This window comes from Neisseria maigaei (assembly GCF_958267405.1).
Lineage (GTDB): Bacteria > Pseudomonadota > Gammaproteobacteria > Burkholderiales > Neisseriaceae > Neisseria > Neisseria bergeri.
Window position 1 is genome coordinate 1 of the sequence record NZ_CATQFT010000028.1, and the last position, 246, is coordinate 246.

At 56.1% G+C, this 246-nt stretch carries 1 protein-coding gene; it reads left to right on the plus strand.

Going from position 1 to position 246, the window contains the following annotated elements; translation table 11 throughout:
* On the plus strand, positions 1-246 hold a 246-nt coding region (locus Q3O06_RS05405; protein ID WP_301818009.1), incomplete at both ends, for a transposase.

Genomic DNA, 246 nt, shown 5'->3' on the forward strand with positions numbered 1-246 from the left:
CACCTTCTTCCGGCAAACCGCACAAGCCATGATTGCCAAACACATCGGCCGCTTCCCACTATTGAAGTTGGACCGGGTGATTGATTGGCAGCCGATCGAACAATACCTGAACCGTCAAAGAACCCGTTACCTTAGAGACCACCGCGGCCGTCCCGCCTATCCCCTGTTGTCCATGTTCAAAGCCGTCCTGCTCGGACAATGGCACAGCCTCTCCGATCCCGAACTCGAACACAACCTCATCACCCG